The organism is Sulfitobacter faviae (assembly GCF_029870955.1).
In the GTDB taxonomy this organism is placed as follows: domain Bacteria; phylum Pseudomonadota; class Alphaproteobacteria; order Rhodobacterales; family Rhodobacteraceae; genus Sulfitobacter; species Sulfitobacter faviae.
The window spans coordinates 2,375,949-2,402,783 of record NZ_PGFQ01000001.1 but is presented as its reverse complement, the minus strand read 5'-3'; the positions used below and the strand labels follow the sequence as shown (position 1 = coordinate 2,402,783).

At 63.0% G+C, this 26,835-nt stretch carries 26 protein-coding genes and 7 pseudogenes; 19 read left to right on the top strand and 14 right to left on the bottom strand.

Annotated features, from left to right (window positions below; translation table 11 throughout):
• Positions 1-3 precede the first annotated feature (3 nt).
• The 4 genes and pseudogenes from CUR85_RS12455 to CUR85_RS12440 form a co-directional block, all read right to left on the bottom strand.
• Positions 4-936 (bottom strand): glycosyltransferase family 2 protein, encoded by a 933-nt coding sequence (locus CUR85_RS12455; protein WP_067261614.1) that lies wholly within the window; start codon positions 934-936, stop codon positions 4-6.
• Positions 933-1,823: pseudogene (locus CUR85_RS12450) on the bottom strand (glycosyltransferase family 2 protein); the annotation flags it as partial. The gene CUR85_RS12455 and the pseudogene CUR85_RS12450, both read right to left, overlap by 4 nt.
• Before the next feature lie 292 nt (positions 1,824-2,115).
• Positions 2,116-3,091: pseudogene (locus CUR85_RS20565) on the bottom strand (diguanylate cyclase domain-containing protein); the annotation flags it as partial.
• Positions 3,088-3,672 (bottom strand): heme NO-binding domain-containing protein, encoded by a 585-nt coding sequence (locus tag CUR85_RS12440; RefSeq protein ID WP_067261617.1) that lies wholly within the window; start codon positions 3,670-3,672, stop codon positions 3,088-3,090. The pseudogene CUR85_RS20565 and the gene CUR85_RS12440, both read right to left, overlap by 4 nt.
• A gap of 192 nt (positions 3,673-3,864) precedes the next feature.
• Between CUR85_RS12440 and CUR85_RS12435 the strand changes: the two genes are divergently transcribed.
• The 3 genes from CUR85_RS12435 to CUR85_RS12425 are packed head-to-tail and all read left to right on the top strand — an operon-like array spanning position 3,865 to position 5,222.
• Complete coding sequence (locus CUR85_RS12435; RefSeq protein WP_156505607.1) at positions 3,865-4,011, top strand: hypothetical protein; 147 nt, start codon at positions 3,865-3,867, stop codon at positions 4,009-4,011.
• Positions 4,012-4,053: 42 nt separating this feature from the next.
• The gene (locus CUR85_RS12430; RefSeq protein ID WP_067261619.1) at positions 4,054-4,701 is read left to right on the top strand and encodes a DUF998 domain-containing protein; all 648 of its coding nucleotides are present in this window, start codon (positions 4,054-4,056) and stop codon (positions 4,699-4,701) included.
• Positions 4,701-5,222: a DUF421 domain-containing protein gene (locus CUR85_RS12425; protein WP_067261620.1), complete on the top strand. Its 522-nt coding sequence runs from the start codon at positions 4,701-4,703 to the stop codon at positions 5,220-5,222. The genes CUR85_RS12430 and CUR85_RS12425 overlap by 1 nt, the downstream gene beginning before the upstream one ends.
• A 7-nt stretch (positions 5,223-5,229) precedes the next feature.
• On the opposite strand, the gene CUR85_RS12420 is transcribed toward CUR85_RS12425, so the two are convergent.
• Both CUR85_RS12420 and CUR85_RS12415 read right to left on the bottom strand, forming a co-directional pair.
• Positions 5,230-5,925 (bottom strand): HAD family hydrolase, encoded by a 696-nt coding sequence (locus CUR85_RS12420; protein WP_067261622.1) that lies wholly within the window; start codon positions 5,923-5,925, stop codon positions 5,230-5,232.
• Positions 5,916-6,199 (bottom strand): annotated as a pseudogene (locus CUR85_RS12415) (DUF3572 domain-containing protein). Before CUR85_RS12415 ends, CUR85_RS12420 begins: the two are co-directional and overlap by 10 nt.
• Before the next feature lie 98 nt (positions 6,200-6,297).
• Between CUR85_RS12415 and CUR85_RS12410 the strand changes: the two are divergent.
• Positions 6,298-7,691, top strand: a pseudogene (locus CUR85_RS12410) (diguanylate cyclase).
• Positions 7,692-7,745: 54 nt separating this feature from the next.
• Here CUR85_RS12410 and CUR85_RS12400 read toward each other — a convergent pair.
• Positions 7,746-7,904, bottom strand: coding sequence for a hypothetical protein (locus tag CUR85_RS12400; protein WP_276154259.1), 159 nt, complete (start codon positions 7,902-7,904; stop codon positions 7,746-7,748).
• Between the two features lie 49 nt (positions 7,905-7,953).
• Between CUR85_RS12400 and CUR85_RS12395 the strand changes: the two genes are divergently transcribed.
• Entirely contained in the window at positions 7,954-8,880 is a 927-nt protein-coding gene (locus CUR85_RS12395) for a DMT family transporter (protein ID WP_067261627.1), read from the top strand.
• On the opposite strand, the gene CUR85_RS12390 is transcribed toward CUR85_RS12395, so the two are convergent.
• Both CUR85_RS12390 and CUR85_RS20225 read right to left on the bottom strand, forming a co-directional pair.
• Positions 8,816-9,511, bottom strand: a complete 696-nt coding sequence (locus CUR85_RS12390) for a thiamine pyrophosphokinase (RefSeq protein WP_231886281.1) — start codon at positions 9,509-9,511, stop codon at positions 8,816-8,818. The two genes, CUR85_RS12395 and CUR85_RS12390, sit on opposite strands and share 65 nt — an antisense overlap.
• On the bottom strand, positions 9,508-9,984 hold the full coding sequence (locus CUR85_RS20225; RefSeq protein WP_343245438.1) for a hypothetical protein: 477 nt from the start codon (positions 9,982-9,984) through the stop codon (positions 9,508-9,510). The genes CUR85_RS12390 and CUR85_RS20225 overlap by 4 nt, the downstream gene beginning before the upstream one ends.
• 80 nt (positions 9,985-10,064) lie before the next feature.
• Here CUR85_RS20225 and CUR85_RS12380 point away from each other — a divergent pair, with 80 nt between their 5' ends.
• On the top strand, positions 10,065-11,711 hold the full coding sequence (locus CUR85_RS12380; RefSeq protein WP_280322900.1) for a hypothetical protein: 1,647 nt from the start codon (positions 10,065-10,067) through the stop codon (positions 11,709-11,711).
• 58 nt (positions 11,712-11,769) lie between these two features.
• Here CUR85_RS12380 and CUR85_RS12375 read toward each other — a convergent pair whose 3' ends face one another.
• From CUR85_RS12375 to nthA, 5 genes are all read right to left on the bottom strand, one after another.
• Positions 11,770-11,997 (bottom strand): DUF2842 domain-containing protein, encoded by a 228-nt coding sequence (locus tag CUR85_RS12375; RefSeq protein ID WP_067262328.1) that lies wholly within the window; start codon positions 11,995-11,997, stop codon positions 11,770-11,772.
• Between the two features lie 4 nt (positions 11,998-12,001).
• Positions 12,002-13,297 carry an adenylosuccinate synthase gene (locus CUR85_RS12370; protein ID WP_067262332.1) on the bottom strand — a complete coding sequence of 432 codons (1,296 nt, stop codon included), beginning with the start codon at positions 13,295-13,297 and terminating at the stop codon, positions 12,002-12,004.
• Between the two features lie 80 nt (positions 13,298-13,377).
• Positions 13,378-13,704: a nitrile hydratase accessory protein gene (locus CUR85_RS12365; RefSeq protein ID WP_067262335.1), complete on the bottom strand. Its 327-nt coding sequence runs from the start codon at positions 13,702-13,704 to the stop codon at positions 13,378-13,380.
• Positions 13,701-14,375, bottom strand: coding sequence for a nitrile hydratase subunit beta (gene nthB / locus CUR85_RS12360; RefSeq protein ID WP_067262336.1), 675 nt, complete (start codon positions 14,373-14,375; stop codon positions 13,701-13,703). The genes CUR85_RS12365 and nthB overlap by 4 nt, the downstream gene beginning before the upstream one ends.
• Positions 14,372-14,989, bottom strand: coding sequence for a nitrile hydratase subunit alpha (nthA, locus tag CUR85_RS12355; protein ID WP_082851983.1), 618 nt, complete (start codon positions 14,987-14,989; stop codon positions 14,372-14,374). The genes nthB and nthA overlap by 4 nt, the downstream gene beginning before the upstream one ends.
• A gap of 341 nt (positions 14,990-15,330) precedes the next feature.
• On the opposite strand from nthA, the gene secG reads away from it, so the two are divergent.
• From secG to CUR85_RS12290, 13 genes and pseudogenes are all read left to right on the top strand, one after another.
• Positions 15,331-15,696: a preprotein translocase subunit SecG gene (gene secG / locus CUR85_RS12350; RefSeq protein ID WP_067262351.1), complete on the top strand. Its 366-nt coding sequence runs from the start codon at positions 15,331-15,333 to the stop codon at positions 15,694-15,696.
• A gap of 179 nt (positions 15,697-15,875) precedes the next feature.
• A complete protein-coding gene (pyrG, locus tag CUR85_RS12345) occupies positions 15,876-17,519 on the top strand; it encodes a CTP synthase (protein WP_067262354.1) in 1,644 nt (547 codons plus the stop codon).
• Between the two features lie 313 nt (positions 17,520-17,832).
• A pseudogene (locus CUR85_RS12340) lies at positions 17,833-18,622 on the top strand (23S rRNA (adenine(2030)-N(6))-methyltransferase RlmJ).
• 3 nt (positions 18,623-18,625) lie between these two features.
• Positions 18,626-18,919 carry a DUF1330 domain-containing protein gene (locus tag CUR85_RS12335; protein ID WP_067261008.1) on the top strand — a complete coding sequence of 98 codons (294 nt, stop codon included), beginning with the start codon at positions 18,626-18,628 and terminating at the stop codon, positions 18,917-18,919.
• A gap of 84 nt (positions 18,920-19,003) precedes the next feature.
• Positions 19,004-19,441 carry a tellurite resistance TerB family protein gene (locus tag CUR85_RS12330; protein ID WP_067261006.1) on the top strand — a complete coding sequence of 146 codons (438 nt, stop codon included), beginning with the start codon at positions 19,004-19,006 and terminating at the stop codon, positions 19,439-19,441.
• Positions 19,442-19,477: 36 nt separating this feature from the next.
• Positions 19,478-19,918, top strand: coding sequence for a tellurite resistance TerB family protein (locus CUR85_RS12325; protein ID WP_067261004.1), 441 nt, complete (start codon positions 19,478-19,480; stop codon positions 19,916-19,918).
• 111 nt (positions 19,919-20,029) lie between these two features.
• The gene (locus CUR85_RS12320) at positions 20,030-20,806 is read left to right on the top strand and encodes an ABC transporter ATP-binding protein (RefSeq protein WP_067261003.1); all 777 of its coding nucleotides are present in this window, start codon (positions 20,030-20,032) and stop codon (positions 20,804-20,806) included.
• Positions 20,807-20,831: 25 nt separating this feature from the next.
• Positions 20,832-21,568: pseudogene (locus CUR85_RS12315) on the top strand (transporter substrate-binding domain-containing protein).
• Positions 21,569-21,647: 79 nt separating this feature from the next.
• Positions 21,648-22,532: an ABC transporter permease gene (locus CUR85_RS12310; protein WP_067260999.1), complete on the top strand. Its 885-nt coding sequence runs from the start codon at positions 21,648-21,650 to the stop codon at positions 22,530-22,532.
• Positions 22,529-23,335: an ABC transporter permease gene (locus CUR85_RS12305; protein ID WP_067260997.1), complete on the top strand. Its 807-nt coding sequence runs from the start codon at positions 22,529-22,531 to the stop codon at positions 23,333-23,335. Before CUR85_RS12310 ends, CUR85_RS12305 begins: the two co-directional genes overlap by 4 nt.
• 104 nt (positions 23,336-23,439) lie before the next feature.
• Positions 23,440-24,773, top strand: a pseudogene (locus CUR85_RS12300) (glutamine synthetase family protein).
• 10 nt (positions 24,774-24,783) lie between these two features.
• Positions 24,784-25,473: a type 1 glutamine amidotransferase gene (locus tag CUR85_RS12295; protein ID WP_067260993.1), complete on the top strand. Its 690-nt coding sequence runs from the start codon at positions 24,784-24,786 to the stop codon at positions 25,471-25,473.
• Complete coding sequence (locus CUR85_RS12290) at positions 25,473-26,834, top strand: glutamine synthetase family protein (RefSeq protein WP_067260991.1); 1,362 nt, start codon at positions 25,473-25,475, stop codon at positions 26,832-26,834. Before CUR85_RS12295 ends, CUR85_RS12290 begins: the two co-directional genes overlap by 1 nt.
• The last annotated feature ends 1 nt before the right edge of the window (position 26,835 follow it).

Genomic DNA, 26,835 nt, shown 5'->3' with positions numbered 1-26,835 from the left:
CCCTCAGCGGTATTCGATGATCCGCCCGTCGCGGCGCATGTGGTATTTGAGCACGCCCAAGGCTTCGGGGAATTTGCCCAGCAGGGTGAAGAAGCCCCAAGCCGCCCCGCCCCGCCGCATCAACCGCAACAGTTGCAGCGGATAGAGCAGAGCCAGCCCAAGCCCAGCCCAAGGGAGCATCAGCGCCAAGAGCAGGATCACGGCGGGCAGAAGCGCCCCCCAGAGCAGCGCGCGGCGCGTTTCGGCCACCCAATGCCGGTCCGGCCCGCGGCCATGCAGCGCGGCCCCTTCGGCAAAGGCATGGCCCGCCCGCAGGCTGCGCCGCCACCACTGACCGACCTTAGTGATCTGCGCGTCATGCCATGTCATCTCGGCGTCGAGCCGCCATATCTGCCAGCCCGCGCGGCGCAGCCTTTGGCAAAGCTCCGGCTCTTCCCCGGCGATCATCTCGGCCCGGTAGCCGCCCACAGCGCGCAGCGCGTCCAAGCGCATCAGCGCGTCACCGCCACAGGCAAGCGCCTCGCCCACGGGCGTATCCCACTCGCGGTCGATCAGCCTGTTGTAGACAGAGGCTTCGGGGTTTTCCTCACGCCGTCTGCCGCAGACCACGGCGACCTGCGGATGAGCGCTCAGATGGGCCTCCGCCACCGCCAGCCAACCGTCTCGCAGGATGCAATCCCCGTCGAGGAACTGCACCAGCGTGATCCCCTCACCCAATGCCGCCATGCCCGCATTGCGCGCCCGCGCGGCGGTGAAGGGCTGCTGCATGTCCAGCTCGACTACCTTGGCCCCCAGCCCCCGCGCCATGGCGACGGAGCCATCGGTCGAGCCGCTATCGACATAGACGATCTGCGCCACCTGCCCCGCCAGTCCTTGCAAGGACCGCTCCAACCGCGCGCCCTCATTCCGGCCGATGACGACGGCACCGATGCTCATGCGGCATGCTCTTCACGCCAAGCGGCGACATGGGCGCTATAGGCCTCCGACGGCACCAGAAAGCCCGCACGATAGAGAAGTTCGACCCGGTTCCAGCGCCGCGCATCCAGTGAGAAGAGCGAGACATCAGGGTTCTGCCCGATCACCGCCATGCGCCGCGCGTCTTCGCCATGAGACAGGTTGCCCGCGCCCAGCGTCTCGGCATCCCGCGCGGCGGCGTCATTGGCGAATTTGTAGTGTTTGATCACCGCCGTCATATCCGCCACCCGCAACCCCGAAGAGAGATGCGGATGCGGCGCGGGCGTGACCTCGGACCCATTGAAGATCAGCGGATGTTTCGTCAGGCAGCAGTTCTCACCAAAGACCTTGCCACGCACGCCGCCGAAGGCGAATTTCACCGCCTCATTGGAAAGTTCGTTGTCGGCCAGCAAGGCGGAGAACGGAATCTCCGGGCTGTGGTAATCGATTTTGCGCACCGCGCTGATGTCGTAATAAAGGAAGGATTGCAGCGCCTGTTTGTAGGGCATCCCCGCCGCCGCCGCGAGGCTGGTTTTGGGAAACATCTCAAGCATCTGTGCTGCCAAAGCGGTATAGCCCTGCCGGTCGAGATAGGCGGTCAGCCCCTTGATGCCGATCTGGCTGCGCCCTTCAAAATCGAAAATCTCGTCCATATCGACATAGAGACACCAGCGGTCCTTGCCATAGGTCTGTGCCGGGTATTGGCGGATCAGGTCTTCGTATTCGGCCAAGGGCAGGGTGCAGCGGTCAATCACCGTGCCCTTTTGGGCCTTGATCCGGGCGATGGTGTCATCGCGTGAGCCGTTGTCGATAAAGACGAAATGCTGCACCCCCATCGCGCGGTAATGGCGAAAGAAAGCGTCGAGGTAATAGCTGCCGTCGCGCACCAAGGCGATCAGCACCACCTCGCCCGGGGCAACGTCAAGTTTGCTCGGCCCATGCAAATGCTGCAAGGAGGCAGCAAAGCGCGCGCGGCGGCGGGCGTTGTGCAGGCGTTGGCGCAGGCGGCGAAGCAGATGCAGGGGCGATTTCATGCCCTTGTGATACGCCAGCCGATCTGCGCGGTCCACTGCCCCCGTGCCCTTCCGCCCTGCCCCGGACTGCCACCGAGCGATTAGCCGCCGCCCTTTTCTGCAGGCGCGGCGACCATCCCGCCCCCGCGCGCAGAGCCGGGTCAAAGAAAGTATGCCGCGCCCGGCCTGCATGTTTCGAGGCATAGAGCGCGGCATCGGCATTGGCCAAAACCACGTCGCGCGATCGCCGGTCCCCCCGCTGAACCCAGACCGTGCCGATGCTGGCGGAGACTTTGCAGACCTCCCCATTGAAATGAATGGGCTCTTCGAGCCGGTCGATGATCCGCTGGCCGATCCCGCGCAGGATGCCCTCGCTGCGCACATCGGGCAGAACCACGGTGAACTCATCCCGCCCAAACGCACCACCATGTCAGAGCTGCGCGTCTCTTGCTGCATGATCCGGGCGACGACTTGCAGCACATGATCGCCCGCCGCATGGCCCAAACGGTCGTTCACCGCTTTGAAGTAGTCGAGATCGACATGCATCACGGCAAACCCCTCACCGGCAGAGATCAACCGCTCCAGCACCGCGTTGAGCGCGCGCCGGTTTTTCAGCCCCGTCAGCGTATCGGTAAAGGCCTGTTCCTCCGCCGCGATCCGCGCCTCTTGCAGACGCAGGTTCAAACGGCGCGAGGCTTCCATCGCTGCTGATTTCGCCTCCATCAGGTACAACATCTCGATCGCCAGATCGGTGGCGGCGAAATCCGCATTGGTCAGCGCATAGTCCTGCACCCCGTCGAAAATCGAAATCCCGAAAGAGAGGTTCACGATCAAACGCCGATCCCCAACGGCACCAGCAGGCCCTTCAACTCGGTCCGGGGGGCGTCACGAAAAGCGAGGTGCAATTTGACCCCGGCGGCCCGGCGCAGGTCTTCCATTCCCGCTATGCCACGGGGCCGTTTGACGGTGACCGTATCCAGAAACCGCCGCCCTGCCAGCGGCGCCTGCGGGCGCAACTTCTGGATCGTGGGCCCAGCGTGGCGGATCCTGCCGCTGGCCGAGAGCAGCAGATGCATCGGGCAAAGCTTGTCCAGAACCGCCGGATCGTGACCTACGCCACTCATGCCCGCGCCCCAAGCTCAAACCGACGCCCTTCCGAGAATTCGGCCTCGACCAGAATGATCTTCAATGCCTCGACGCCTTCGGATCGCCCGCAATGTTCCAGCAGCACCAGCGCGCCATAATCGTCGGCCATGGCCCGCAGAACGCCCATCATCAGATAGCCGTAGCCGACGAGCGGCGCCTCACAGATCAGGGAATATTGGCCATCAGGGTCTTCGCGCAGTTCGACCGGGGGCAGATGCAGTTCCGACAGGGCAAGGCGGGTCCGGTCCGGCAGATCGTCGAGCGATTGCAGGAAATCGCTGAAGCTGACCCCGCCGAACCGCAGCAAGCGCCGCACGGCTTCATAGCCCGGCTGCGCCACGAGGAAGGTGCCGACATCCTCCATCACCTCGGCCCGGGGCCGGTCCAGCACAGCACAGACCGCTTCGAGCACCGCCGGGGTGACGTGATCCGGATAGGTCAGCATCGCCTCGAATTCGGTGAAATCCAACCCGGCCCGCGCGGCCACATCGGCCCAGAGCCTCTGCCCGTAGTTCGCGCAGAAGTAGTTTTGGATGCTGCGGTTGATAAGCCCGTGCATGATTGCCTCATTCCCATTTTCCCAACCCCAGATTGCGGGGGCAGTGGTTAAGATTGACCTGATGAATACAGTTGTCGGGAAATTGCCTTGGTCCCGGCCCGCGCCGCCCGCGGAACCGCCGCCATATGCTGCGCGTTCGGTAAAGGAAGAAGAGGCGATGCCCCGTCTCTCCCCAGCCTGAGGAGACTTTTCATGAGCGATGATCCCAAACACCCCAAGGACGAGAACAAGACACCGCCCAAGAAACCTCAAGAAGACCTGCACCGCCCCGAGGCCACATTGGACGAAGCTCCCGCCGGCAGCCCCAACGCCGAAGAACGCTCGCGGCTTTCGGACTGATGCTTTGGGTCCGACCAAGGCGGCCAAGAAGGGTTACGCAACATGAACAATGACGTCACAGCACCCCGGCAGCACAGCGCGCCGGGGTTTATGGTCTGTCTGGGCTGGGTGGCCATTCTTGGCTGTGTGATATTCGCCGTATCGATCCTGATCGCGGATTTCGTGGTGCCGGATCACGATTGGATCGCCGACACGATCAGCGATCTGGGCGCGGGACGGTATGAGTTCATCGTCGACATCGGCATTTATGCCTTCTCCGCCGCGCTCATCGCCTGCGCCCTGCTTTGCGCCCATGTGCATTTCGGCGACCGCTGGTGGAGCATCGCCACCATCGGGCTCGCCCTGCTGGGGCTCATCGTCTTTCTGGTGGGCGCGCGCAACGAATACGGAGACCGCGATTCCGACGGTGTGGTGATCCATATCTATCTGGTCTACGCGCTCGGCCTGATCATGCTCACCGTGCCTTGGCTGCTGTCGAGAGGCTTCGCCGATATATCAAGCTTTCTTGCCAAGTCGCTCAAGGTGATCTCGCTTCTCTGGCTGGTTTCGGCCCCGCCATTCTTTTTTCTGCCCACCGGCATTGATGGCGTCTATGAGCGCTATCTGGGCCTGATTGCCATGGCGATGGTGGTGCTTCTGGGGCGGTTCTTTATCCAACGGGGCCGGGCATTGAATGGGGGGCATGGCTGATGTTCTTTGATCACCTCCCACTGGATATCCTCGCCCGGGCGCTGCTGCTTTCGGCCATTGCGCTGACTTGGGTGATCATCGTGGTCCGGGTCATCGGGCTGCGCACCTTTTCAAAGATGACCGCTTTTGACTTTGTCGCCACGGTCGCCACCGGCTCGCTGCTCGCGGGCGCCTGTCAGGCCACCACTTGGCCGGAGTTTGCCCAGCCGACCTTGGCCATCTCCGCCCTGCTCGGCGCGCAATTCGTCATCGCGAAGATACGGCAGGCTTCCGACAGCTTCGAGCAGGCCGTACAGAACGAACCCGTGATCCTGATGCGGGAGGGTGAGATTTTCGATGCCGCCCTCAGCGAGACCCGCGTCGCGCGCGCCGATCTGATCGCCAAGTTGCGAGAGGCCAATGCCCTGCGCTTCTCGGACGTGCGCGCCGTGGTGTTGGAGACCACGGGCGATATCTCGGTCCTGCATGGCGATACCCTTGAAGAGGGGCTGCTCGAAGGCGCGCGCATGGTCGAAAAATAAAGCGCCCTCAGGCCAAGCGCTGCGCCAAATGGCCGATATCCGGCAAGACCAGATCGGCGTATGGGGCGAGGTCTTCCGCCGTGGCGGGGCCGGTCAGCACCGCGACCCGCAGCATCCCCGCCACCCGCGCGGCTTCCATATCGTGAACACTGTCCCCAATCATCGCGACAGAGGCCGCGGGAAGGTTCACATGGGCGGCAAAGGCGTGCAACTGCCCCGGCGACGGCTTGCCTCCATGGCCGCTGTCAAATCCTGCGATAAAGTCGAACATATCGACCACCCCCGCCGCCAGCAGATGGGCCCGCGCGGGGTGTTCGGCATCGTTCGTCGCCACGCCAAGGCGCAGACCCCGGTCGCGAAGCCCTTGCAGAAACGGTCTTAGCGGCACCGCCTCCCGCTGTGGCGCGGCGCTGGCTTCGGCGTTGATGATGTCCAACAGATCCGCTGGCAGGCGGTCAGGAAAATGCGGGGCCAAGGCATCGACCACCTGCTGCGGCGTGCCGGCGATGGCGATACTGTCCGGGGCGAAACGGCGCGTGGCGAGGTCAAAGCCAATGCCCGCGCCCACCCGTGCGGCCAGCCCGCGATCCCCCTCACAGACCCGCAGCAAGAAGGCTTCGGCCCAAGGCTCCCAAGTCGCGGCGAAGTCGAAAAGCGTGCCATCCTTGTCGAACAGCAGCGCTTTAACATTTCTTAAGTCCAATGCACCTGCTCCCCCCGGGCAGCGCCGCGCGGGCTTGCATGATCCGCTCATAGGGGATCGCCAGATGGTCGCAAAGCCCGATCACCCACGCGTCGTCCATCATCAGGAAGTCCAGCACAGCGCCCAGAAAAATAGGGTCGCTGGCCTGTGTTTTGAGGTCCGCTTCGGAGGCACCGGTGCTGCCCAGAAACACCGGCAACAGATCATCATTCGCCGCCAGCCAGCCCAGCGCCTGAAGCGCCAAAGTCTCAGCGGTGTCTTGGGTATAGGACATTGGAAAACCGTCTTTTTGCTGAAGGTTGGAAACCCTTTGTTAACCATTAGGGGCAAAGACTCTCGCATCAAACTGATTTGTACGGTGAAGGAGTTGTCGTGCAAGGGACCATCCTTATTGCAGATGCGATCGCGACCAATCGCATCGCCCTCAAGGTCAAGCTTTGTGCGGCATACTATCACGTCGTTCAGGCCGAAGACATGGAAGAGGCTTTGGCCTGCCTGCGGGAAAACCCGCCAGATCTGGTGATCTGCGCGCTGACATTGCCGGGTGGTGGCGCGGCGGACCTCTGTCGCGCGCTCAAAGCCTCTCCAGATACCGCGCAGCTACCGGTCTTGGCCATCGGTAATAGTGATCAGGCCGTCGACCGGTTTACCGCGCTCGAAGCGGGGGTAAGCGATGTGCTGCTGAAACCGCTCGATTGCACGCTGCTGTTGGGCCGGACCCGCAGCCTCATCCGCGCCCGCAACGCGGCGGACGAATGGGAAATGCGTGAGGATACGACCCGCGCGCTCGGGCTGGCGGAGCCTGCGGCGGAATTCACCGCCCGCAGCCACTGTGTGATCATCCATTCCGACAGCGCGGTGAGCGTGAATTGGGCGAAACAACTCCGCCCTCAGTTGCGCGCGCACCTCACCCTCGCCAATCCGGAGGAGGCCATTCGCGCCGCCGCCGCCAATGGACCGCCCGACGCTTTCGTTTTGGTTCTGCCAAAAGACCCCGTGCCCGCCACGGCAGCCTTGCGTCTGATCTCGACCCTGCGGGCCAACGCCCAGACCCGCCACACCGGGCTGCTGGTGGTGCAACTGGCCCCGGATGCGGCGCTTGCCGCCACCGCCCTTGACCTAGGGGCGGATGATTTGATGACCGAAGGTTTCAACCCGGCGGAAATGGCGCTGCGCCTGCATGCGATCTTGCGCCGCAAGCGAATGACGGACCAACTGCGCGACACGGTGCGCACGGGGCTGAAGGCCGCCGTTTTCGACCCGCTGACAGGGCTGCACAACCGCCGCTATGCCCTGCCCCATCTGGACCATATCGCGGAACATGCCGTTGCGACCGCCCGCCCCTTTTCGGTGATGGTCGCCGATCTGGACCACTTCAAAGGCATCAATGACCGTTACGGCCACGCCGCGGGGGATTCTGTTCTGGTGCAAACGGCGGAACGGCTGCGCAACAACCTGCGTGGCATGGACCTTGTGGCCCGGATCGGGGGGAGGAATTTCTGATCGTCATGCCCGGCACCGGCCTTGCGGATGCAGAGAGAACAGCGGCGGCCATCTGTGCCGATATCGGCAACCGCGGCTTTGTCGTTCCCGGCACGCCCCAGCCGGTCCATGTGACCATCAGCATCGGCCTTTCCGTCGGCCCTATGGAAGAGGAAGGCCACCCGCTTTCGGCTGAAGCCTTGATGGCGCGGGCGGATCGGGCGCTTTACACGGCGAAAACCCATGGCCGGAACCGGGTGAACCTGAGCCGCCCTGCGGCCTGAGGTTCGGATAGGCGGGGCGCGTTGCCGCTGGACGGCGGGCCACGTTGACTGTCTTCAAGAGCGGGGTGCTGATCGGACCTCTGCCTCTGCCTCTGCCTCTGCCTCTGCCTCTGCCTCTGCCTCTGCCTCTGCCTCTGCCTCTGCCTCTGCCTCTGCCTCTGCCTCTGCCTCTGCCTCTGCCTCTGAGAAAAAGCGCGAGACAACAGCAATCAAACTTCAACCAAAGATTGCATTTGCAACAAGGTTTCCTTAGCGTAACGCAATGCAACAGGATCGGCCCCTCATCGGAATAGCCCTCATGATGGGCTTCTGCATCGTCGCCCCCGTGGGCGATGCGGTGGCCAAATTACTGGGCGCTTCGGTCCCCCTGGGGCAGGTGGTGCTGCTCCGCTTTGCCATTCAGGCGCTGATCCTGATCCCCATCGTCTGGTACTCCGGGCGAATTTGGCACATGCGGGGCCGGGTGTTACGGCTGACCTTTCTACGCACCCTTTTGCACATGGCGGGCATCGCAGCGATGTTCACCGCGCTGAGATACCTGCCCCTCGCCGATGCGGTCGCCATCGCATTTGTCATGCCTTTTTTCATGCTGCTGCTCGGCAAGTTCGTCCTGAACGAAGAGGTCGGCCCCAGACGTTTGGGCGCGAGCATCGTGGGTTTTCTCGGCACGCTTTTGATCGTACAGCCGAGCTTTGCCAATGTCGGCTGGCCCGCGCTGCTGCCCGTCGTCGTGGCGGTCGTCTTTTCTTTCTTCATGCTGGTGACGCGCCAGATCGCGAAAGAGACCGATCCGATCAGCCTGCAAGCCGTCAGCGGGGTCATGGCGGTGCTGATGATCTTGCCGCCCCTCGCGCTTGGCACCATGACGCAGATCGCGCCGCTTCGGCTCATCCAACCCGATGCGCTCGACTGGACCCTTCTGCTCGGCATCGGGGTGCTGGGCACGGTAGCGCATCTTTTGATGACCTGGTCCCTGCGTTTTGCCCCCTCGGCCACTTTGGCGCCGATGCAATATCTGGAAATTCCCTTTGCCACGCTGCTTGGGCTGCTGATCTTTTCCGACCTGCCCAACCCACTGGCGGGCCTCGGCATTCTGATCACCGTGGGCGCGGGGCTCTACATCGTCATGCGCGAGCGGGCCACGGCGCGTGCTCTGGCCGCAGCAGTTGCGCCGCCAATGGCGCCATAAGACGACGCGGCAGAATCAGCAGCATATCCGGGCCATCGATCTCAAGCGTGACCGGCCCCAAGGCGCGGTTCGACGTGCCGATCCGGCCACCGGGCGCGAAATCCAGCCCGTCGATTGGCCATTCCAACCCTTGGCTGCGCCCCGTCACCGGGGCCAGAGGCATGAGTGAGACGACATCCCCCGCCGCCGTCGGCAGCGTGATCCGCGGTGGGGCCAGCAGCACGATCTCATGCGCGCCCAACAGGATGCAGGAGCGATGCGGATGGGTGGCGAGCGTGTTGAAAGCCGCGAACTGATGATCCAACCGCGCCCCGGTAAAGCCGACCCCGAGCACCAGCGGCGCGTCGATCCGGGTCAGCGCCTTGTCGAAATCGGTGCTCTCTTGCTCGGCGATGCGGTGGCGCCGCGCGGCGGGGATTTGGGCCAAGGCCTCTGCCGGGGCGGAATCAAGATCGCCGATGACCGCGGCCAGTTCCACCCCCGCCGCCACGCCCACCGCAGCACCGCTATCCGCCGCCACGCAGGTCGGGGCCAGCGCCAGCGCCGCTTCAATGTCCCCCGCAAAGACCTCTCCGCCACCCAGCAGCGTGACTGGCCCCTCCTCCCTTACGATATGCTCTGAAGTGGTCAATTAATGCCCCTTATGGAAATCTGCCTTAATCTTGCCTTGAAATCATACGTTGAATGGCACAGATTCGAGCCGCTTTGGTCTTGGACATCGTGGTAAACGATACCTGCAACACCGCAGAGGACGAGCATCCGATGATGAACAGCAACAAAATCTTGACGGTCTCCTATGGCACTTTTTCGTGCACGCTGGAAGGCTTCGACGATTCCTTCGGCACGATGAAGGCCATTGCCGAGTATTTCCGCGATCTGGCCTCGGATGACCGCTACTTCGGTGCCGAACCACCGCAACCCGATGCCGAGATGCTCGCCCGGATCGCGCAGCGCGAAGTTTCCCGCCGGGTGCAAGCCCGTGAGCAGGAAGGCAAGATCGTCCTGAGTGCGCTGGAGAACCAGAGCGCCGAAGCCCCGGCCCAAGCGCCCCCAGCGGCGGCCCCCGCCGCCGCGCCGGCTCAAACCGAGGCCGCAGCGCAGCAAGCCCCCGTCGCAGCGCAGCCTGCGCCGGTAGAGGAAGAGGCGCCCGCCCCCTCAAGGCCGAGATCGCCGACACCGCCGCAGTGGAAGCGCCCACCACGCCGGAACCCCAGATCGCAGAGACCGCTGAAGAGCCCGCGCCTACCGAAGAGGCCGCGCCTGCACTGGCTGCCGAAGCAGAAGACACCAGCGAAGCCGAAGCCTTCTTTGCCGCCAGCCCGCAGCCGCAGACTCATTTCGAGGACGAAGCGCAGGAATCCAGCGTCGAAGAGCTGCCCGCCGCAAGCGCCGCCCCTGCCGACAGCATCGCCGCGAAGCTGCAGCGCATCCGCGCCGTCGTCGCCCAGCAGGACGAAGACGAAGTGGCTGGCTATGACGAGGAAGAAGCCGCACCCGTGGCCCGCGCCACCGCCGAAACGCAAGCAGCGCCGGAAGAGAGCCAAGCCGCCATCGCCGCCGCCCGCCGTGACATCGAAGACGCGCTGGAGGCCGATGAAGCGACCGAACTGGCGCAGGAGGCTGCGGAGGATAAGGACGACGATCTCGCCGATATCCTCAACCGGCTTGAGGCCGAAGAGGAGGATGAGGCCGAAAGCGCCGAGACGGACGAGAGCCTGTTCGACGCCGAGGCCGATGAACAGCCTGAGGCCGAAGCCCAAGCCGAAGCTGCACCGGAAATCGACGCTGCCGACCTGCCGCGCAAAGGGCGTGTGATCAAGGTCAAGCGCGCGCATCTCGAAGCCGCCGTGGCGCGGGGCGATCTCGAAGAGGTCTCGGACCCGGCACCGCAAGAGGCGCCTGCCGCGAAGACAGAGGAAAAGCGCAGCTCTTCCCTGTCGCCCGAGGATGAAGACGAGCTGGCCCGGGAATTGGCCGCTTTGGAAGCCGAACTCGGTGGCGCCGACCCGCAAGAGGCTGAAGAGACGCCTGCGGTTGAAATGGCCGAGTCGGAAGCGGCGCCCGCTCAGGAAGAGCCCGAAGAGGTCGAAGCCGCAGCGGAGCCAGTCGAAGAGCAGCCCGCGCCTGCGCAAGCGGCCCGTCACAGCCTGCCCACAATCGACGATGAGACCGGCCCCGACATGTCGCGCTTGATGGCGGAAACCGACAGCAAGATGGACGAAGCCGAAAGCACCACGCGCCGCGATGCCTTTGCCCATCTGCGCGCCGCCGTGGCCGCCAAGAAAGCCGACGAAGCAATGGGGGGCCGCGCCACCACCGCGACCTCGGATGACGCCTACCGCGAAGACTTGGCCGATGTGGTCCGCCCGCGCCGCCCCGTCACCCGCCCGGCCCGGACCGAGCGGCCTAAGGCCGATGCCCGCTCCGCGCCGCTGAAACTGGTGGCCGAACAGCGCATTGATGTCGACAAGCTGCGCAGCGCGGGCCCCGTGCGTCCGCGCCGAGTGGCCGCCGTGGTCGAGCCGGTCAAAACCAACCCCGACGCCGAAAGCTTTGCCGATTTCGCCGCCGACATGGGCGCCACCAAACTGCCCGAACTGCTTGAGGCAGCGGCATCTTACATGTCTTTCGTCGAGGGGCGTGACCAATTCTCTCGCCCGCAGTTGATGGGCAAGGTCCGCTCGATCGGCCTGCCGGATTTCACCCGCGAAGACGGGCTGCGCTCCTTCGGTCAACTGCTGCGCGCAGGTAAGATCGAAAAGATCAAAGGCGGGCGTTTCACCGTCTCGGATGAGATTGGCTACCGCCCCGATCATCGCGCCGTGGGTTAAACCACGGCCCACCGCTGGATAAGAAAAAGCGCCCCGCGGGGCGCTTTTTTATTGCGTTCTAACGATCATCTTCCGCATCGGGGTCGGCCTGTCCGATGCCCCGAAAGACAAATTTGAACGGCAGCGCCCAGACGATGCCAAGGGCGACATAAATGCCAAGCTCAAGCAGCACCGGCGGGCGGTCGAACTGGGCCACCGTCCAGACCGCCACGGCGATATAGCTCGGCAGCCCGATCAGCAGGATCACCAGCGCCCAACGGCGGCGCGCCTTGTAGCTCAGCGCCATCAGATCAGTCCGCGAAAGGGTCGGTCACCAGAATGGTGTCCTCCCGCTCCGGCGAGGTCGAGACGAGCGCCACGGGGCATTGGATCAGCTCTTCGACCCGGCGCACATATTTGATCGCATTGGCAGGCAGATCGGCCCAGCTGCGCGCGCCTTCGGTCGATTCGGACCAACCCGGCAGCTCTTCGTAGATGGGCGTACAACGGGCTTGCTGCTCGGCGGCGGTGGGCAGATAGTCCAGCCGTTCGCCGTCCAACTCGTAGCCCACGCAGACCTTCAGCGTCTCGAAGCCATCAAGCACGTCGAGCTTGGTCAGGCAGATGCCAGTGATACCGGAGGTCGCGCAGGTCTGACGCAGCAGCGCCGCGTCGAACCAACCACAACGGCGCTTGCGCCCGGTGGTGGTGCCAAACTCATGGCCGCGCTCGCCCAGACGTTGACCATCCGCATCTTCAAGCTCGGTCGGGAAAGGGCCTTCGCCGACGCGGGTGGTGTAAGCCTTCACGATGCCCAACACATAGTCGATGGCGGTGGGGCCAAGGCCCACGCCGGTCGCCGCTTGCCCCGCGATCACGTTCGAGGAGGTGACGAAAGGATAGGTGCCAAAGTCGATGTCCAAAAGCGCGCCCTGTGCGCCCTCAAAAAGGATGCGTTTGCCCGCTTTGCGCTTTTCGGCCAGCACCTTCCAAACGGGGGCGGCGAAACGCAGGATTTTCGGTGCGATTTCTTGCAGTTGCGCGATCAGCGCGTCGCGGTCGATGGCCTCGACGCCCAGCCCCTTGCGCAGCGGATCGTGGTGCTGCAGCGCGCGGTCGACGCGGGCCTCCAATGTCGCGGCGTCGGCCAGATCGGCCACGCGGATGGCGCGGCGGCCAACCTTGTCCTCATAGCACGGCCCGATGCCACGCCCGGTGGTGCCGATCTTGGTGCCCTTGCTCGCCGCCTCTTCGCGGGCGCGGTCAAGCTCACCGTGGAAGGGCAGGATCAGCGGCGTGTTTTCCGCGATCATCAGGTTCTCGGGGTTGATCTCAACCCCCTGCCCTTCGATCGTCTCGATCTCTTTCAGCAGGTGCCAGGGGTCCAGCACCACCCCATTGCCGATGACAGACAGCTTGCCGCCGCGCACCACGCCCGAAGGCAGCGCATGCAGCTTGTAGACCTTGCCGTCGATGACCAGCGTGTGGCCCGCGTTATGCCCGCCTTGGAAGCGTGCGATCACATCGGCGCGTTCGCTGAGCCAGTCAACGATCTTGCCTTTTCCCTCGTCACCCCATTGGGCGCCGACAACGACGACATTGGCCATGATATATTCCTTTGCGATGTCCCGCGCCCGTATAGCGACAGTGGCAGGCGTGTGAAACTCGAAAAAACGGGGGAGCGGATTTAGACGCTTGGCCCTGCCTTCAGATGCACCGGCTCGCCATGCGGGGTGCTGAGATAGGCGGCCTCCCACCCATCGCGCAGGGCGCGCAGATTACCGGGACGGGCATGGCCCGCGTCGATCAGCAGGGTTTCGAGGGTTTCGAGCCAAGCGTTGAAATAGTCCTCCCCGCCGTTCAAGGCGCGCGTCAGTCCGTGGCGCGCCAAAGTCGCGCCAAAGCGGTCGGCCCAGAAGGGCCAGTCGAAAAGGCCGCTTTCGTTCAGATGCACCGTCAGCGCGAAAAGCTGCGCGTGCCATGGCGCCTCGAACACGGGTTCCGGGGCGCTCATGGGGCCTCCAGATAGCTTTGCCAGAGGTCGAGCACGACCTCATCGCGGGGATGTTCGGGATGCGCCCAAAGCTCAGAGGCCGGGAAGGCCACCGCGTAAAGCGGCTCCGGCGCTTCGCCCAGATCATGGGCGTTGCTATCAGGCAGAACATGGGTGCCATGCAACCGCAGCACCCGCCCCGAAGCGCCCGCGGCATAGGCGGGCAGCCGGGTGTGCCCGCCCGGAACGATGCTGTTTTCCGGCTGCTTGCGGGTGACGACCCTGTCGCCCGGCGCAAAGAGCGGCGTGACGTCCGAGGGGCGATCCGCCGGACCACCACGGGCCAGCACCCCGGCCACCTGCGGCGCTTTCAACGCCTTTTCCGCCAGCGGGCTGGGCGTGGGCGCGGCTTTGCCCGAGAGTTCCTCGCGGCTGACCACCCCGCGCGCGACCAGCATATCGGCCACCCCGGCGATCCATTTCTCGTAATAGCTGAACCGCATGTAATCGGTCGGGGTCAGACATTCGCGGGCATGGCGCGACACGTCGATGTTCCATTTGCCCAACGTCCCCGTGGCCAAGGTCAGCGCCAGCGCGCGGCGGTGCCAATCGGCGTGAAAGACCACGTCTTCGCCCTCAGGCGTCACCGCGCCATCACCGAAACGCCCGCCCATGTCATGCACGCGGGTCATGGCGCTTTGGCCAATCCGGTGCCGATCATACTGTCACGGGTGACAAGATCGGCCAGCGCGGCGACATCCATGCCGTCGCTCCCCGCAGGGCGTTGCGGGATCACCAGATAACGCACCTCAGCCGTCGAATCCCAAACGCGCACGGCGGTCTCTTCGGGCAGGTCGACGCCGAATTCAGCCAGCACTTTGCGCGGCTCGCGTACCACGCGGGCGCGGTAGGCATCGGATTTATACCAGCCCGGCGGGATGCCCAAAAGCGGCCAAGGGTAGCAAGAGCACAGGGTGCAAACGACGATATTATGCACCTCATCCGTATTCTCGACCGCGACCATATGCTCGCCCTGCCGCCCGAAGAACCCCATCTCGGCCACCACTGCGGTCGCATCTTCAAGCAGCGCCGTGCGGAAATCAGGATCGCTCCAGGCGCGGGCGACAACCTCGGCCCCGTTGCGCGGGCCGATGCGGTTTTCATAGGTGTCGATGATCTCATCCAAGGCGGCGGGGTCGATAAGCCCCTTGGCCGTCAGCAGTGTCTCCAACGCTTTGACCCTGAGCGCAGGCTCGGGCGGCAGCAGGGCATGGGGGTGGTCGTGGTCTGAATGATCATGTGGCATAGCGGCAGACTGCCCCAGCGGCACTCGGCTGTCCATCGCCGATCACGGGCAATCCCTTCATTTCTCTGCAAAGAATATGGGCGAATTTGCCCGCATTTCATGCTATAGTGAATGTACGAAGCGAGTCTGCACCACCTTAATTCCAGGATAGCCCTCTTACATATTGTGGTTGAGTACTGCTTCAAAAGACCGTCGCCCCCATGCGGCGGTCTTTGCTCGTGCCTTTGATCCCTTAGGCCGCCCCCTCCCGATCCGATCATCACCCGGCGGCAATCCACCCTTGCCCCCATGGGCAAAGACGAATAGATACCCGCCAACCAAAACCGAAAGCTGTCGTACCCATGGAAAATGTCGTTCTGATCATTCACCTGATTCTGGCTCTTGGCCTGATCGCCGTGGTACTTCTGCAACGGTCCGAGGGCGGCGGCCTTGGCATGGGCGGTGGTGGCGGCGGTGCCGTTTCGGGCCGCGCGGCGGCCACGGCATTGGGCAAGGTGACATGGGCGCTTGCGGCCGGTTTCATCGCCACGTCGATCACGCTGACCATCATCGCAGCGGAAAAATCCGCAGGCTCGTCGGTCATCGACCGGCTGAGCGCGACACCGCCCGCCCAGAGCCAAGATGGCAGCCCGGCCCTGCCCGCGGGCGACGATCTGCTGCCGCCTTCCGCGGATGGCAACACACCGCTGGTCCCTGCCGCCGATTAACCTAACGAACACAAAACCTTGAGGCACGGCCCGGTTCCGCAACTGTATGTTGCGGCGGGCCTTGCCTCAAACGCACGAATCCTGTAAGGCTTAAATCCCGTGGTGTTGCGGTTTTCCGCAGCGCGTTTGGCTGGTTTTTGCCTGCAACAAACTTTGAATTCACGGGGGTCTCCGATCACATGGCACGCTATATCTTCATCACAGGCGGTGTGGTCTCGTCGCTGGGCAAGGGTCTGGCCTCAGCGGCTTTGGGTGCCTTGCTTCAGGCACGCGGTTTTTCAGTGCGTCTGCGCAAGCTGGACCCCTATCTGAACGTCGATCCTGGCACGATGTCGCCTTTCGAGCATGGCGAGGTCTTCGTCACAGATGATGGCGCAGAAACCGACCTCGACCTTGGGCATTACGAGCGTTTCACCGGCGTCGCCGCGCGCAAGACCGACAGCATCAGCTCGGGCCGGGTTTACTCCACCGTGCTAGAGAAAGAGCGCCGCGGCGATTATCTGGGCAAGACCATTCAGGTGATCCCTCACGTTACCAACGAAATCAAAGACTTCATCGACATTGGCGATGATGAGGTCGACTTTATGCTTTGCGAAATCGGCGGCACCGTGGGCGATATCGAGGGGCTTCCCTTCTTTGAGGCGATCCGCCAGTTCAGCCAAGACAAGCCGCGCGGCCAGTGTATCTTCATGCACCTCACGCTGCTGCCCTACGTCAAGGCCAGCGGCGAATTGAAGACCAAGCCGACGCAGCACTCGGTCAAAGAACTCCGCTCCATCGGCATCGCGCCCGACATTCTGGTTTGCCGCTCCGAAGGTCCGATCCCCGCCAAGGAGCGTGAGAAGCTGGCGCTTTTCTGCAACGTGCGCCCGGATTCGGTGATCGCCGCGCAGGATTTGAAATCAATCTACGAAGCTCCGCTCGCCTATCACCGCGAAGGGCTGGATCAGGCGGTTCTGGATGCCTTCCAGATCACCCCCGCGCCCAAGCCGAACCTGTCGCGTTGGGAAGATGTGGCCGACCGCATTTACAACCCCGAGGGCGAAGTCAAAGTCGCCATCGTCGGCAAATACACCCAGCTTGAAGACGCCTATAAATCCATCGCCGAGGCGCTGACCCATGGCGGCATGGCGAACCGGGTGAAGGTCAAGGTCGAATGGGTCGACGCCGAGATTTTCGACAGCGAAGACCCCGGTCCGCATCTCGAAGGGTTCCACGCGATCCTCGTCCCCGGCGGCTTTGGTGAGCGCGGGACCGAGGGCAAGATCAAGGCCGCGCAATATGCCCGCGAGCATAAGGTGCCCTATCTGGGCATCTGTCTTGGCATGCAGATGGCCGTGATCGAGGCGGCGCGCAACGTGGCGGGTCTGAAGACGGCAGGGTCGGAAGAATTCGACCATGAAGCCGGGAAAAAGCGTTTTGAGCCGGTGGTTTACCACCTCAAGGAATGGGTTCAGGGCAACCACAAGGTGGCGCGCAAGGTCGATGACGACAAGGGCGGCACCATGCGTTTGGGCGCCTATGACGCAACGCTGGTTGAAGGGTCGCGCGTGGCCGAAGCCTATGGCACCACCACCATCGACGAGCGTCACCGTCACCGCTACGAGGTCGACATCGCCTATAAGGACCAGCTTGAGAAGGCCGGGCTGAAGTTTTCGGGCATGTCGCCCGACGGCAAGCTGCCTGAGATCGTCGAATGGTCGGATCACCCGTGGTTCATCGGCGTTCAGTTCCACCCTGAGCTGAAGTCCAAGCCCTTCGACCCGCACCCCCTGTTCAAGGATTTCGTGCGCGCCGCCAAGGATGTTTCGCGGTTGGTATAAGCTCTTGAGGCCCGTGCGTTCTGCGCCGGGCCTTTTTTCTGCCGGCAACCACTAAAAGGCCCGGAATCAAGCCGCAGGCGCCGGGCCCTCGCCTGCCCGCCCGCCACGCCGTAGGCGTGCCATCATTCATTCGGCGCACCTGCGGTGCGTCGGGTAGGCGATTTCGCGACGGGCGCGTACTTCTGCGAGAACACATCACGGTAGCACCATAAAGTGGCATGGATCGCGGTTTGGTTCGCCCACCCGCGGACAGGCGCTGGCCCTCCCCCCTCTTTCGCGTTGCACCCGCCATCCCATCCGCTACAGCTAGGCCATGCTGAGCTATCAACACATCTACCACGCCGGAAACCTTGCAGACGTGCAGAAACACGCGCTTTTGGCGTGGATGCTGTCCTATCTTACCCGCAAGGACAAACCGCTCACCTATCTGGAAACCCATGCAGGCCGGGCGCTTTATGACCTGTCGGATGCGGCGGCGGAAAAGACCGGCGAAGCGCGGCAGGGCATCGACAAGGTGCGCGATTGGTTCGCCCCTGATCACCCTTACAGGCAGGTTCTGGAAGCGCTGCGCGAGGCCCACGGCCCGCGCGCCTACCCCGGCTCTCCCCTGCTGGCCGCGAAACTGTTGCGCCCCGATGACCGCATCCATCTGGCCGAGTTGCACCCGCAAGAACATAGCGCCCTTGATTTGGCGATGTCGCCCTACCCGCGAAATGCCACCTCAGCGACGGGTTCGAGATGGCCTTTGCCCTGACCCCGCCAACACCGCGCCGGGGATGCTGCTGATCGACCCCTCTTACGAGATCAAAACCGATTACGAGACCATTCCGCGGCAGATCGCCAAACTCAACCGCGCTTGGAACGTGGGCATCATCGCCCTGTGGTATCCAATTCTGACAAACCGCGCGCATGAGCCGATGCTCGACAAGCTTACCGCCAACCACCCCGATGCGCTGCGCCATGAAGTGCGCTTTCCGCCCGCGCGGCCCGGGCATGGTATGGTCGGCTCGGGCATGTTCGTGATCAATCCCCCCTACGGGCTCGACAATGAGGCACAGAACCTCACCGCCCGTTTCGCCACCTTGACCCAACAGGAGAGATAACAAATGCCAAAGGGCTATTGGATCGCCACCATGGATATCCACGACACTGCGATTTACGACAAATACCGTGCTGCCAATGCCAAACCCTTTGCGGATTACGGCGCGCGCTTTCTTGTCCGCGGCGGCACCCAGCAGATCCGCGAAGGGCAAATGCGCGCCCGCACCGTAGTTTTGGAATTCGACAGCTACGCCGATGCGGTCGCCTGTTACGAAAGCCCCGGCTACCAACGGGCGAAAGACATTCGCCTGAACGTGGCGGACGGGTCTTTGGTGATCGTCGAGGGCTATGACGGCTAAGCCCATGTGGCCTTTGCAGGAACCTGCGCCCCCGATGCGCAGTTTCCTCTATGGCGACCCTGTTTCCTGCGATAAGTGAGCCCCATGCTGAACCGACTGTTCCCCCGCCGCAAGGCACAGCCGAAACCTTTGCCGCAGCCCAATGCCCAACTGGCACTGGGCGCGCTTTTGGTGCGTGTGGCCTTTGCCGATCGCAACTACCGCGCTTCTGAGATTGGCCAGATCGACCGCATTCTGGCGCAGACCTTTGGCCTCAAACCCATCGAGGCGGCGAAACTGCGTGCCACTTGCGAAGCGCTGGAGCGCGACGCCCCCGGCACGCCGGAGTTCACCCGCATCCTGCGCGAAGAGGTCGACTATGCCGACCGCAAGGCGTTGGGCGAGGCGATGTGGCAGGTGGCCTTATCGGACGGGGCGCGCAACGAAGACGAGGAAATTCAGCTTGTCGCCATCGAAACCGCCCTTGGCCTGTCGGATGAGGATATGGCCGCAGCCCGCGCCAACGCTTTGAACACGCTATGACATTCCCTTTTCCCGCAGCAGGATGATGACGCATATATGTTTGGTGACTTTCTCAAACGGCTGACCCAGCCCGAACCCGATCCATTGGCCGATAATGACGCCCGCCTCGCGCTGACCGCGCTTTTGGTGCGCATCGCCCGGTCTGACAATGACTACGCGATGAGCGAGCGGCGCTTGATCGACCGGATCGCCGCCCAGCGTTACGGCCTGAACGAGGCCGACGCCACCGCCCTGCGTAAAGAGGCCGAAGCGCTGGAGGCCCAAGCCCCCGACACCGTGCGCTTTACCCGTGCGATCAAGGATGCGGTGCCTTATGAACACCGTCTGGAGGTCATCGAGGCGCTTTGGCAGGTGGTTCTGGCCGACGGCAGCCGCTCCGACGAAGAAGACGCGCTGCTGCGGCTGGTGTCGAACCTACTGGGCGTCACTGATACCGACAGCGCCATGGCCCGCCAGCGTGTTGCGAAAGAAAACTGACTTAGCGTCAGGACCGGGACTGTGATGCAACGCGGGGCAAACTCTGCGTTGCAATTTCCGTCGATTCGTCGCTTTATAGCGCACTGAAATGACAGATTGGCGACAGTTTCCGTGACCACAGACACCCCGGTTATCCAGATCAAGAACCTCCACAAGGCCTATGGCACGCTGGAGGTTCTCAAAGGGGTCGATCTGACCGCCCCGCGTGGCCATGTGATCTCGCTCATCGGGTCGTCCGGCTCGGGCAAATCGACGCTGCTGCGCTGCTGCAACCTGTTGGAAGACAGCCAACAGGGCGAGGTGATCTTTAAGGGCGAACCGGTGCGGTGGAAGGGCGACGGCCACCAGCGCTGCCCGGCGGACGCCAAACAGGTACTGCGCATCCGCACCAACCTGTCGATGGTGTTCCAGCAGTTCAATCTCTGGGCGCATATGTCGATCCTGCAAAACGTGATGGAAGCGCCGCTGACCGTGCTGGGCCGCGACCGGGCGGAGGTGGAGCGCGCCGCGCGTGGCTATCTGGAAAAGGTCGGCATCGGCGACAAATGCGATGTCTACCCCGCCCAGCTCTCCGGCGGGCAGCAACAGCGCGCCGCCATCGCCCGCGCCCTCTGCATGGAGCCCGAGGCGCTGCTCTTTGATGAGCCCACCAGCGCGCTCGACCCCGAGTTGGAGCAGGAAGTCGTCAAGGTTATCAAGGATCTGGCCGCAGAGGGGCGCACGATGGTGATCGTGACCCATGATATGAAACTGGCCGCCGATGTCAGCGATCATGTCGTCTTTTTGCACCAAGGTCTGATCGAAGAACAAGGGACGCCCGAAGAGGTCTTCGGCGCGCCCAAATCGGAACGTCTGCGTGGGTTCCTTTCGGCAACCCAGCCTGCGTAAAACGAGAACCAAAGGGAGTTACCAAATGAAAAAGATCCTACTGGCAAGCGTCGCGCTCAGCATGACCGCTGGCTTCGCGATGGCCGAAGCCCATGGCAAAACCATCCGCATGGGCACCGAGGGCGCCTACCCCCCTACAACTTCATCAACGACGCCGGCGAAGTCGACGGGTTCGAGCGTGAGCTGGGTGACGAGCTGTGCAAGCGCGCCGAGCTGACCTGCGAATGGGTCAAGAACGACTGGGACAGCATCATCCCCAACCTCGTGTCGGGCAACTACGACACAATCATGGCGGGCATGAGCATCACCGACGAGCGTAAAGAAGTCATCGCCTTCACGCAGAACTACTATCCGCCCACCGCCTCGGCCTATGTCGCGGCTTCTGAGGACGCGGACCTCGAAGGCGGCGTTGTCGCCGGTCAGACCGCGACCATCCAAGCGGGCTATGTCGCCGAAAGCGGCGCCACGCTGATCGAATTCGCAACCCCGGAAGAGACCGTCGCCGCCGTGCGCAACGGTGAGGCCGACGCGGTCTTCGCCGACAAAGACTACCTCGTGCCGATCGTCGAGGAATCTGGCGGTGAGCTGATGTTCGTGGGCGACGATGTGCCGCTCGGCGGTGGCATCGGCATGGGCCTGCGCCAGTCCGACACCGAGCTGCGCGACACCTTCGACGCCGTCATCACCGAGATGAAGGAAGACGGCTCGCTGAACGAAATGCTCAAGAAGTGGTTCGGCGAAGACACCACCACCTACGAGTGATTCCATCTCAGGCGCGCCCGTCGCGGCGCGCCTGACCATGCCTGCGCGGGCCCCGCGCGCAGATCAGCCCACGGGGCCCATGTTCTCTTTCTGCACCGATCCGTCGACCCTGAATGACTGGCTCTGGACCGCCTGTTACCTGACCACCGGCGTCCATATGTCCTTCTACCTGTCCTTCCTGAAGGTCCTGCTGCTTTTGGCGGTCACCGCCCCCGTGGCGCTGGCCTTCGGCTTTGGCGGGGCCATGATGGCACGCGCGCGTTTCGCCCCGCTCAGCTGGGTCGGCAAGGGCTATATCGCGCTGGTGCGCGGTGTGCCGGATATCGCCTTCTTCCTGTTTTTCGTGATCGCGCTCGATCAGGGCATCGAGTATCTGCGCCACAAGGTGCTTTGCCCCGATTGGGACATGCCGATCCGCCAAGGCAGCGACTTCGTCGTCTGCCAAGAGGCCAAGATGCCCTTGGGCAATGCCGCCCAATGGGTGCATGAGACCTATGGCTTCGGCCTTGCGGTCTTTACCTTTGCCATCGTTTTCGGCGCCTTTGCTGCCAACGTGCTTTTCGGCGCCATGCGGGCTGTGCCGAAGGCGCAGCTTGAAACCGCCGAAGCCTATGGCATGACCCACCGCCAGACCTTCTGGCGGGTGCTGGTGCCGCAGATGTGGGTCTATGCCCTACCGGGCCTCAGCAACCTGTGGATGGTGCTGATCAAGGCCACGCCGCTGCTGTTTTTGCTGGGTGTCGAGGATATCGTCTATTGGGCGCGTGAACTGGGCGGCACCAAGACGCCGCGCTTCACCGATTACCCGCACCCCGACTGGCGCATGTGGTACTTCCTCGCGCTTCTGGTCTTCTATCTTCTCTTTACCCGCGTCTCCGAAGTCGTGCTGGACCGGCTGATGAAACGGCTGACCCACGGTCAGGCCACCACCGGCGGCGAAGCCCAGCGGAGGGCCGGCGCATGAGCTGTCTGCAAACGATTCAGGACTACGGCCTGCGGTCTCTTGGCTATGGCGAGCGGCTGCTGCCGCGCGACGGTTTCACGCTTTGCGAGCAGTTCACGCTGATTGGCTCGGGCATGATCTGGAACGTCTATTTCGGCGTCGTCGCCCTGCTGACCGGGTTTTTCTTTGCCACGGCGCTTGGCGTCGGCAAGGCCAGCGCGAACCCGTGGTTCCGCAAACCGGCGGAGTGGTTCATCTTTATCTTCCGCGGCTCGCCGCTCTTCATCCAGTTCTTCTTTGGCTACTTCCTGTTTCTGTCGCTGAAATCGGAATACGCCTTCTTCGCCCCCTTCACGGCGGCATGGCTGGGCGCGTTGATCGTGCTCTTTCTCAACACTGCCGCATATTCGGGCGAAATTTTTTACGGCGCGCTGCAATCCATCCCCAAGGGCGATGTGGAGGCCGCGGATGCCTATGGTCTGTCGGGTTGGTCACGCTTTCGCCGGGTGATCTGGCCCACCTCGCTGCGGCTCGCTTGGCCCGCCTATACGAATGAGGCGATTTTCCTGTTTCACGCCACGACACTGGTGTTTTTCAGCGGTTTCCCGGCATGGCAGCAGCGCGGTGACGCGCTCTATTACGCCAGCTATTTCGCGGATAAGACCTTCAACCCCTTCGTCCCCTATCCCATTCTTGCCGGTTATTTCATCCTTCTGACGCTCTGCATCATCGGCGTCTTTGGTTTGATCAATTCCCGCCTCAACCGCCACCTGCCCCAAGCGCAACGCCGTAAAATTCGCTTGCGTCCTAATTTGATCCGGTAGTATCCATTATTTGATCAAATTACGCGGCGCGTGGGCGCCAACCGCTTTTGCCCCCCCCCGGGCGAACCGCTTTGTGACATGCCCACCGCCCTTTCAGGTGATGTATGAACAACTGGCTTCGCAAAAATCCTCAGGTCCGCACCATTCGTGTGGCCGCCGCCGACCTCAATGGCCAAGCGCGGGGCAAGCGTATTCCCTCGCGCTTTGCCGATAAGGTCACGACCGAGGGCACCCGCTTTCCCGTCTCGGTGCTGAACCTCGACATCTGGGGCGAGGATATCGACGACAGCCCTCTGGTGTTCGAAACGGGCGATGCGGATGGCGTGCTGAAACCGACCGAGCGGGGCTTCATGCCGATGCCATGGCTCGACGCGCCCTCGGCCCTGCTGCCCATCTGGATGTTCCGCGAAGATGGCCGCCCCTACCCCGGCGATCCGCGCCATGCGCTGCGCGCGGTGCTGGACCGCTACAAGGCGCGCGGGCTGACGCCGGTCTGCGCCGTTGAGCTGGAATTCTTCCTGATCGACGATTCGGGCCGCAACCTTCAGGTGCCCGTCTCGCCCCGGTCGGGCAAGCGGCGCAAGGCGGCCGAGACCATGTCGATCCGCGCGCTTGACCAGTTCGATCTGTTCTTCACCGATCTTTATGACGCCTGCGAAGAGATGGACATCCCCGCCGACACCGCCATTTCCGAGGCGGGTCTGGGCCAGTTCGAGATCAACCTCATGCATTGTGACGATGCGCTGCGCGCCGCCGATGACGCATGGCTGTTCAAGATGCTGGTCAAGGGTTTGGCACGGCGGCACGGCTTTGCCGCAAGCTTTATGGCGAAACCTTATGAGGATTACTCCGGCTCCGGCCTGCACACCCATTTCTCGGTATTGGATGAGAAGGGCGACAACATCTTTGACGATGGCGGGCCGAAGGGGACCGACACGCTGCGCCACGCCGTGGCGGGCTGCATGAACGCGATGCAGGGCTCGGCGCTGGTCTTCTGCCCGCATGCCAATAGCTTTGACCGGATGGTGCCGGAATCCCATGCGCCCACCGGGGTTTGCTGGGCCTATGAGAACCGTACCGCCGCGATCCGCATTCCCTCGGGCAGCCACAAGGCGCGGCGCATCGAACACCGCGTCTCGGGCGGGGATGTGAACCCCTATCTGATGCTCGCCGCCGTGTTGGGTGCAGCGCTCAACGGGATCGAAGACGCGCTTGAGCCGCCCGCCCCGATCACCGGCAACGCCTATGCCGCCGAATTGCCGCGCATGCCGAGCGATTGGAAAACCGCCATCGACCTGTTTGAAAGCTGCCCCATGTGGCGCGCATCTTCGCGCCCGAGATGATCCGCAACTTCGTGCTGACCAAACGCCAAGAATTGCATTACATGCAGGAATTGACCCCAGAGGAACAGGTCGAGATCTACCTCGACACTGTGTAACAGGTGACACATGAAAATCGGCATTCTGCAAACCGGCCACTCCCCCGACGACTTTCGCGAACAGCTCGGCGACTATGGGGAGATGTTCACCAAACTGCTGGATGGCCACGGGTTTGACTTTCAAATCTGGTCGGTTGTCGATGGCATCCTGCCCGATAGCGTGACGCAGGCCGACGGCTGGCTGATCACCGGATCGAAACACGGCGCCTATGAGGATCACGATTGGATCCCGCCGCTGGAGGAGTTCATCCGCCAGACCTACGCTGATGGCCGCCCAATGGTCGGTGTCTGCTTTGGGCATCAGATCATCGCCCAAGCGCTTGGCGGCAAGGTCGAGAAGTTTACCAACGGCTGGTCCATTGGCCGCACAGAATACGACATGGATGGTGACAAACTGGCGTTGAACGCATGGCATCAAGATCAGATCGTGGAACTGCCCGAAGGCGCGCGTGTCGTCGCCTCCTCGGATTTTTGCGCCTATGCGGCGCTGGCCTATGACGACCGCATCTGGACGGTGCAGCCGCATCCCGAATTCGGCCATGACTTCATCGACGGCTTGATCAAAACCCGTGGCAAGGGCGTGGTGCCCGAGCACCTGCTGGAACAGGCGACAGCCGCCTTGGGCGGCCCCATCGACAACCAAAAAATCGCGGACCAAATGGCCGCATTCTTTAAAGACAACAGGAAAGAGAGGGCCTGATGGCCGAGGATTGGACAGAAGCACTACCCGAAGCGGCGCGCGCCTATCTTGAGGGCCGGCGTCTGGACGAAGTGGAATGTATCATCCCCGACCTGCCCGGCATCGCCCGGGGTAAGGCCGTCCCGGCGTCGAAATTCGCGCGGCAAGAGTATTTCCACCTGCCCGACAGCATCTTCTACCAGACCATCACCGGCGAATGGGGCGAAGCGGCGGGCGATGACGGCTTTATCGAAAAAGACATGATCCTGCGCCCGGATATGGACACGGCCACCGCCGCACCTTGGACCGGCGATTGGACGCTTCAGGTCATCCACGACGCCTATGACCGCAACGACAAGCCGGTGGCCTATTCCCCGCGCAATGTGCTCAAACGCGTGGTGCAGCTTTACCGCGACAAAGGGTGGGAGCCGGTCGTCGCCCCCGAGATGGAGTTTTTCCTCGTGGCCCGCAACATCGACCCGGCCAAGGAAATCCTGCCGATGATGGGCCGCTCGGGCCGCCCGGCGGCGGCGCGGCAGGCCTATTCGATGACCGCCGTGGATGAATTCGGCCCCGTGATCGACGACATCTACGACTTTGCCGAAGCGCAGGGGTTCGAGATCGACGGCATCACCCAAGAGGGCGGCGCAGGCCAGCTTGAGATCAACCTGCAACATGGGGATCCGGTGCGGTTGGCCGATGAGGTGTTCTATTTCAAACGGCTGATCCGCGAAGCCGCGATGCGGCATGAATGCTACGCCACCTTCATGGCCAAACCCATCGCAGATGAGCCGGGCAGCGCCATGCATATCCACCATTCGGTGCTGGACGTGAAAACCGGCGAGAACATCTTTGTCGATGCCGAAGGGGAAGAGACCGCCCCCTTCCGCCATTTCATCGCCGGTTTGCAAAACCACATGCCAAGCGCGCTCGCCGTGATCGCGCCCTATGTCAATTCCTACCGCCGCTACGTCAAGGATCACGCCGCGCCGATCAACCTTGAATGGGGCCGCGACAACCGCACCACGGGCATTCGCGTGCCGCTCTCGGGGCCCAAGTCGCGCCGGGTGGAAAACCGTCTCGCGGGGATGGACTGCAACCCCTACCTCGGCATCGCCGCCAGCCTCGCCTGCGGCTATCTGGGGCTGATCCAGCAGAAAGACCCGCTGCCCGAATTCAAGGGCGATGCCTATGTCGGCGAAGGGGATATCCCGCAGGTTCTGGGCCAAGCGCTCGACCTTTTCGAGGAGGCGACAGAGCTGCATGAGGCTTTGGGTCCGGATTTCGCCCGCGTCTATTCCATCGTGAAACGGGCGGAATATGAGGAGTTCCTACAGGTCATCTCGCCTTGGGAACGTGAACATCTGCTGATGAACGTCTAAC